Here is a 4,080-nt window from a genome sequence, read left to right on the forward strand (position 1 = left end):
TCTAGAAAGTCAGATGGTGTTGGATTTGGCACAATTCAAGGAAAACCAATCTACCTTTGACGGATTAAGGCAACAACAGCAAAATTTACTCCCCCTGTTAAGTCAGGAAGCAGAAAGGGTGATGACTAGCCGTATTCAGGAGTTTGGTGGCAATCCTCAATCGGCTTCTTCAAGTACACTTCGCCTCAATTTGATTCAGCAGCTAGTAGAGACGGCGAACCAAATCAAGGTTTTAGAGATGCGCCAGGCCGCCATCACTAAAGGGGAAAGTCTGATGAGTGAACAACTCAAACAACTAGCTGTGATTGCCAATCGATATACAGAACTCAAGCAGAAGATTGAGGTAGCAACAGAAAGCCTCAACCGCTTTGAGTCAGTTCGGGAAACTTTGGAACTTGAGTCAGCTAAAACCAGCATCCCTTGGCAGACAATTGTCGAGCCGCAACAACCTCAAAAACCAATATCCCCCAATTTGCCTGATACTTTGCTCCTAAGTGCAGTAGCAGGGATAGTTGCAGGTGCCACAGCTGGGTTTTTAGCAGAAAAGTTACATCACTTACTGAACAGCACCGACGATATAAAAGAGTATACTCGCTTACCAATATTAGGCACAATCCCCTTTAACAAAGAACTCCAGAAATCCAATACCGTTACTGGTGTGGGCATAATACCTGAGCCGGAAGCCTCAGCTCCACAACTCGGCGTGGGATCTGGTAGTTACCAGATTTCTCCTGTTTTAGAGGCCTTTCGCTCTCTTCAAGTTAATCTCCAATGTCTGTATTCTGAGAAACCCATTAGCGCTATAGTGGTAAGTTCTGCTGAACCAGCAGATGGTAAATCCACTACAGCTATATTTTTAGCCCTGGCAGCAGCAGCAATGGGGCAAAAGGTTTTACTGGTGGATGCTAATCTGCGCTTTCCTCAGATTCATCAAAAAATGGATTTACCTAATTTGTGGGGACTGAGCGATGTTCTTTCTAGCGAAATCAAGGTTGATGATGTGATTCAGCGATCGCCTCTGGAGGAAAATCTCTGTGTCCTAACTGCTGGTCAAATTTCCACCGACCCCACCCGACTTCTCAATTCCCCAAAGATGCAGAATTTAGTTCAATATCTCAAAGAGCGGTTTGAGCTGGTAATTTTTGATACCCCTCCCCTACTTGGTCTGGCGGATGCAAGACTTCTGGAGCCTAATACCGATGGGATATTGATGGTCGTAGGTTTAGGTAAAGCTAACCAAGTTTTGTTTAAAGAAGCTCTCTCGGAATTGAGAATTGCTCATAGCACAGTATTGGGTATAGTTGCTAATGGTTTAAAAGGTTACACAACCAGAGCCTATGATTACTATCATTATTACTTCGGTAATACTCTTGAGGAAACCAAAGTTTCATAGTGATTGGTCATTGGTGATTGGTGATTTTTAACAACCCTAAGAACAAAGAGTGAATCATAAAGGAATAACGACAAATAACTAACGACAAATACATCAATGATTAAGTACTCACCAAGGTAGACTTAAGATGAAGCGACTACTGAAGCTGTCATGACTAACCGCCTTGCCCAATCCCAAAGCCTTTATCTACGTAAGCATGCTGAAAATCCGATCGATTGGTGGCCTTGGTGTGAAGAAGCGCTATTAACAGCTAAAAAACAAGATAGGCCAATTTTCCTGTCTATCGGTTACTCTAGCTGCCACTGGTGTACGGTGATGGAGGGCGAAGCGTTTTCCCATCAGGCAATTGCCGAGTATATGAATGCTAATTTTATTCCGATTAAGCTAGACCGGGAAGAAAGGCCGGATATTGATAGCATTTACATGTTAGCATTGCAGATGATGACAGGTCAAGGAGGCTGGCCCCTTAATATTTTCCTGACACCCGATGACTTGGTACCCTTTTATGGAGGTACCTACTTCCCACTGGAACCACGCTACGGACGACCGGGGTTTTTGCAGTTGCTCCAATCAATTCGTCGCTTCTATGATTTAGAAAAAGGCAAGCTTAACACTTTCAAAGAAGACATCCTGGGATACCTCCAACAGGCAGCAGTACTACCCGAATCAGAGCAGCTTGGTGATGATTTGCTCTTTATCGGTGGGCAAGTTAGTGTGGGTGTCGTTAATGCTCTTAATCCAGGTCCACGTTTCCCAATGATTCCCTATGCCAGTATGGCACTACGGGTTACTCGCTTTGATTGGGCATCGGAGTATAACCCAGAGCAGGCTTGTGCAAAGCGGGGACTAGACTTAGCTAAGGGCGGTATTTACGATCATGTCGCTGGGGGTTTTCATCGCTACACAGTTGACCCCACTTGGACAGTACCCCACTTTGAAAAAATGCTCTATGACAATGGGCAGATTATGGAGTACTTGGTAGATTTGTGGAGTGCAGGGATTCAGGAAGCCGCTTTTAAACGAGCGATCGCAGGAACAGTTCAATGGCTCAAGCGCGAAATGACCGCTCCAGAAGGTTTCTTTTATGCTGCTCAAGATGCAGATAATTTCGCGACCCCAGCAGACACTGAACCTGAAGAAGGGGCGTTTTATGTCTGGAGTTATTCAGAACTAGAACAACTGCTAACCCCATCGGAGTTGAAAGCAATTGAGGAGGAATTTACTCTGACCAAAGAGGGCAACTTTGAAGGCAAGAATGTATTGCAGCGCCGTTACCCAGATCAGTTTTCCCAGAACACTGAAGCTGCTTTGGCTAAACTGTTTGAAGCACGTTATGGTGCCAAACCGGATCTTCTGGAAACCTTTCCACCAGCCAAGACTAATCAAGAGGCAAAAACCCGGAACTGGCTCGGTAGAATTCCACCAGTAACAGACACCAAAATGATTGTTGCCTGGAATAGCTTAATGATTTCTGGTCTAGGGCGAGGCTATAGTGTGTTCCATGAACCGGACTATTGGCAACTAGCAACAGTTGCTGCTCAATTCATCCTCAACAATCAATGGGTAGCAGGACGATTCCACCGACTAAACTATGATGGTCAACCGGCAGTGCTGGCTCAGTCTGAGGATTATGCCTTGTTTATCAAAGCTCTACTGGATTTACATCAGGCAAGTTTGTCAGTAGAACACGCTTCACCAGTTAAACAACCTTGGCCAAAAGGCCACGCTACGCAAACAACAGTTGAACGTTCAAACCTGCCACCGACCAACCTTCAACCGACCAACCTTCAACCGACCAACCGGCAACCGACCAACCTGTCACCGGCCAGTTGGCTAGAGAAAGCTATTAAGGTTCAGGAGGAGTTTGATGAATTGCTGTGGAGTGTCGATAATGGTGGTTACTATAATGCTGCCACTGACCCTAGTGATCAACTGTTAGTACACGAGCGTAGTTATACCGATAATGCCACACCATCTGCCAATGGGGTAGCGATCGCAAACCTAGTACGTCTGGCTTTACTTACTGAAGATCTCCGATACCTTGACCGAGCAGAGCAAGCCTTGAAAGCATTTAGTAGCGTGCTCAACCAATCCCCTCAATCCTGTCCCAGTATATTTACTGCTTTAGATTGGTACCGCAATTGCACTCTGATTCGCGCTGGCGCTGACCAACTTACCTCCCTGATCTGTGGGTATTTCCCCGTCAGTGTTTATCAATTAGATACCCATCTGCCAGATTCAGTTATTGGTTTAGTTTGTCAGGGACTTAGTTGTAAACCAGCAGCAACTAACACTGATCAGTTATTAGCACAGGTGCGGACAAGTCAAACCAGAGCTTGAACTCTAGTCATTTTAAAACCGAGTTTTCCTACTGCCGGAAATTTTGAGATGATGGTGGAATTCGCTCAATGGAAATCAGTGCTTCTATAACTGATTTGACTAATGGTGCAGCTACGGTAGAACCAAAGGCAATGCCTTGGGGTTCATCGACTACTGCTAAGATTACATAGCGGGGAGATTCTACGGGCAAAATTCCCACAAAGCTAGTTATCTTGGCATCGCTGTAATAGCCCCCAGTAGGACTGGCTTTCTGAGCCGTACCGGTCTTACCAGCAATCCGATAACCAGGAATGCGGGATGCCTTTCCAGAACCATCGGTTACTACAGTTTCCATCATTTCCACCACT

At 45.4% G+C, this 4,080-nt stretch carries 3 protein-coding genes; 2 read left to right on the top strand and 1 reads right to left on the bottom strand.

The window, feature by feature from the left end; translation table 11 throughout:
- Positions 1-1,393 (top strand): polysaccharide biosynthesis tyrosine autokinase (locus tag F6K20_RS27275; protein WP_287296743.1); only part of this gene is annotated, 1,393 nt, incomplete at its 5' end.
- A gap of 150 nt (positions 1,394-1,543) precedes the next feature.
- Positions 1,544-3,733, top strand: a complete 2,190-nt coding sequence (locus F6K20_RS27280) for a thioredoxin domain-containing protein (RefSeq protein ID WP_287296745.1) — start codon at positions 1,544-1,546, stop codon at positions 3,731-3,733.
- Positions 3,734-3,761: 28 nt separating this feature from the next.
- Here F6K20_RS27280 and F6K20_RS27285 read toward each other — a convergent pair.
- Positions 3,762-4,080 (bottom strand): penicillin-binding transpeptidase domain-containing protein (locus tag F6K20_RS27285; protein WP_287296747.1); only part of this gene is annotated, 319 nt, incomplete at its 5' end.

The organism is Moorena sp. SIO2C4, assembly GCF_010672485.1.
In the GTDB taxonomy this organism is placed as follows: domain Bacteria; phylum Cyanobacteriota; class Cyanobacteriia; order Cyanobacteriales; family Coleofasciculaceae; genus Moorena; species Moorena producens.

What these genes read in the sequence shown, in the direction of transcription:
- F6K20_RS27280 (WP_287296745.1), top strand. Translation starts at nt 1,544, where the DNA reads ATGACTAACCGCCTTGCCCAATCCCAAAGCCTTTATCTACGTAAGCAT.